3 protein-coding genes are annotated in these 3,383 nt (G+C 61.5%); 2 read left to right on the top strand and 1 reads right to left on the bottom strand.

Translation table 11 applies throughout. The features are described 5' to 3' along the window. Both VN419_RS13950 and VN419_RS13945 read left to right on the top strand, forming a co-directional pair. Positions 1-128 (top strand): MucR family transcriptional regulator (locus VN419_RS13950; RefSeq protein ID WP_325647825.1); only part of this gene is annotated, 128 nt, incomplete at its 5' end. Then, positions 104-862: a M15 family metallopeptidase gene (locus VN419_RS13945; RefSeq protein ID WP_325647824.1), complete on the top strand. Its 759-nt coding sequence runs from the start codon at positions 104-106 to the stop codon at positions 860-862. The genes VN419_RS13950 and VN419_RS13945, both read left to right, overlap by 25 nt. A 104-nt stretch (positions 863-966) precedes the next feature. On the opposite strand, the gene VN419_RS13940 is transcribed toward VN419_RS13945, so the two are convergent. Beyond that, positions 967-3,147: a glutamine synthetase III gene (locus tag VN419_RS13940; RefSeq protein ID WP_325647823.1), complete on the bottom strand. Its 2,181-nt coding sequence runs from the start codon at positions 3,145-3,147 to the stop codon at positions 967-969. Between the last annotated feature and the right edge of the window lie 236 nt (positions 3,148-3,383).

Raw genomic sequence — 3,383 nt, 5'->3', positions numbered from 1 at the left:
CGCCGGTGGAGTACCGCGAAAAGTACGGCTACAAGAAGGGCATGCCCCTTGTCTGCAAATCCCTTCAGCGTGAGCGCAGAAAGAAGATGAAGGAAATGGAGCTTTGGAAGAAGCGCGGCAAGAAGTAGCGCGCACCTTGTCCAGCCAGCGCGCCATGCGTGCAGCGCCTCTCATTTCTAGCGTAAAACCGCAGGCAGGCAAAAGAGCGAGCTTTGTCTTATGCCTGCTGTTCGGGCTTTTGGGACTTTGTTCCGCTGGCCTTGCAGATGGTGCGGAAGAAGCGGCCCTGAGTGCTGCCGGTTTCGTGGAGCCTTCCCGACTCGACAAGAGCATCGTTCTCGACATCCGCTACGCCACGGACAACAACTTCACAGGCCAGAAGGTCTATCCTGCCGCGCGCTGCTACCTGCGCGCCGAAATTGCCGAGAGGCTCCTGAAGGTGCAGGCCGACCTGCTCCGGCAAGGCCTTGGCCTCAAGGTGTTTGACTGCTACCGTCCCTTCTCCGTTCAGGAGCGGTTCTGGAGCATCATGCCTGACGAACGCTACGTGCTTGAGCCTGTGCGCAAAAACGGCGCAATCGTGAAGAGCTCCCGCCACAACAAAGGGGCGGCGGTGGATGTGACCCTGGTGGATGTGCGCGGCGTTGAACTGCCCATGCCCACCGGCTACGATGATTTTTCCACCAAGGCCCACCGCGATGACGTGAGCGCCAGCCCGGAGGCACGCAAGAACAGCCTGCTGCTGGAGAAGGCCATGGCGGCTCAAGGTTTTGAGCCGCTTCCCACTGAGTGGTGGCATTTCGACGGACCTGGTTGGCAAGAGTATCCGCCTCTTGATTTGCCGCTTCCCTCCGAGCGTTAGGCTTTTTCTCCATTTCCATGAAGCCTGCGCATAGCGCAGCGCGTTGAAACAAAAAAGGCCGCCCCCGAAGGGGCGGCCTTGATTGTTTGGAGCGTTTCGTCCGCTTAGCGGATGAACAGCATCTCCTGGTAACTCGGCAGGGCCCAGAGGTCGTCGGCCACGACGGCTTCCAGGGCGTCCGCGAAGGTGCGGACTTCGTTCATGGCGGGCAGGACCTTCTCGCAGAGGTGCTTGGCCTCGGCGTGGGTGTCCTTGGCCTCGTGCTCCATGAGTTTCTCCAGCTTGGCCACGGCGACCTGCATGCCGCGCAGTTTGGCGGTCACGTCCTCAAGGGTGCCCATCTTGTAATCGTGGCCGATGGCCTTCAGATTGGCGCAGGCAGAAGCCAGCTCGCTCTGGTAGCGCATGGCGGCGGGGAAGATGATGGTGGTGGCCATGCGGATCACAAGGTTGGCCTCGGTCATCAGGGTCTTGGCGTACTGCTCAAGGTAGATCTCGACACGGCTCTTCAGCTCGGCCTCGGTGAGGATGCCGTACTTGGTGAACAGCTCGATGCACTCCTTGGAGGCGAGCACGGGCAGGGCCTCGGGGGTGGTCTTCAGGTTGGGCAGGCCGCGCTTGGCCGCTTCCTTGTGCCAGGCGTCGGAGTAGCCGTCGCCGTTGAACACGACGGCGTCGTGCTCCTTTACGATCTTCTGCAGCAGGGTCTGCACGGCGGCGTTGAGCTTCTTGGGGTCGCCCTTGGTGGCTTTTTCAAGCTCGGTGGCGATGTAGTCCAGGGACTCGCTCATGATGGCATTGATGGCCACCAGGGAGCCGGCGATGGACTGCGAGGAGCCCACGGCGCGGAATTCAAAGCGGTTGCCGGTGAAGGCGAAGGGGCTGGTGCGGTTGCGGTCGCCCGGATCCATGGGCAGCGGGGGCAGGGTGTCCACGCCGATGCTCATGACGCCCTTGCTCTTGGAATTCTTGAGCTTGCCTTTCTTGATCTGGTCGAACACGTCGGCCAGCTGCTCGCCCAGGTACATGCTCATGATGGCCGGGGGGGCCTCGTTGGCGCCCAGGCGGTGGTCATTGGAGGCGGTGGCCACGGTGGCGCGCAGGATGGCGCCGTACTTGTGCAGGCCGCGGATGGCGGCGGCGCAGAACACCAGGAACTGGGCGTTGTCGTGCGGAGTTTCGCCCGGATCGAAGAGGCTGCCCAGTTCGGCGTTGCCCACGGAGTAGTTGAGGTGCTTGCCCGAGCCGTTGATGCCGGCGAAGGGCTTCTCGTGCAGCAGGCAGATCATGCCGTAGCGTTTGGCGACGCTGCGCAGGGTGGTCATGACCATCTGGTTGTGGTCGGTGGCCAAGTTGCCGATCTCGTAAATGGGCGCGATTTCGAACTGGCTGGGGGCCACTTCGTTGTGGCGGGTTTTCACGGGAACGCCAAGCTTGAACAGCTCACGCTCAACCTCCATCATGAAGGAGAGCACGCGGCGGGGCACCACGCCGAAGTACTGGTCCTCGAACTCCTGGCCCTTGGGCGGCTTGGCGCCGAAGAGACTGCGGCCCGCGATGAGCAGGTCGGGGCGGGAGAACACGAAATTACGGTCAATGAGGAAGTATTCCTGCTCCGGGCCGGCAAAGGAGGTGACGGGCAGTTTGGTCTCCACGCCGAAGAGGGAGAGGACGCGCTTGGCCTGCTTGTTCAGGGCCTGGTTGGAGCGCAGCAGCGGGGTCTTCTTGTCCAGGGCCTCGCCGGACCAGGACACGAAGGCCGTGGGGATGCACAGGAAGGTGCCGTTGGGATTCTCCAGGATATAGGCCGGGCTGGTCACGTCCCAGGCGGTATAGCCGCGCGCTTCGAAGGTGGAGCGCAGGCCGCCGGAGGGGAAGCTGGAGGCATCGGGCTCGCCCTGGATCAAGAGCTTGCCGCTGAATTCGGCCAGGGCACCGCCCTTTCCATCAGGCACCAGGAAGGCATCGTGCTTTTCAGCGGTCATGCCGGTGAGCGGGAAGAACACGTGGGTGAAGTGGGTGGCGCCCTTCTCGATGGCCCAGTCCTTCATGGTGTTGGCGACGACGTCAGCTATGGACGCGTCGAGCTTCTCGCCAAGCTCGATGGTCTTCTTGAGGGACTTGTAGACGGCCTTGGGCAGGCGGTCCTTCATGACCTTTTCGTTGAAGACGTTGGAGCCGAAAATTTCAGTGGGCTTGGTGTCGTGGAAGTTCAGGGGGGCATGGGCCGGTTTGTAGTTGATCACTGCCGAGATGGCGTTCAAGCGTGCCTGGATTCCGCTCATGGTGGCTGACTCCTGTAAATAGTGGCGTTGGGGTTCGTTTGGCAATAATGTGAGAAAAGCGACCAGCTTCCCTGTTTAGGTGGTGCATGCTCCGGTCCACCGTATGCCAACTGCCTTGGCCAATCAAGTGGGGTCGCGACTTGCAAAGGAGTCCCGGCGCCCACCGGCCTTCAGCGTTCGCTGAATCGCTGTGGTAATATCAAGAATCGGGCCAAGTTGCGTTGCTGTATTAAATC

Source organism: Humidesulfovibrio sp. (genome assembly GCF_035560995.1).
Lineage (GTDB): Bacteria > Desulfobacterota > Desulfovibrionia > Desulfovibrionales > Desulfovibrionaceae > Humidesulfovibrio.
Note: the sequence above shows the minus strand (reverse complement) of the source record. Positions and strands in the feature narration are given on the sequence as shown.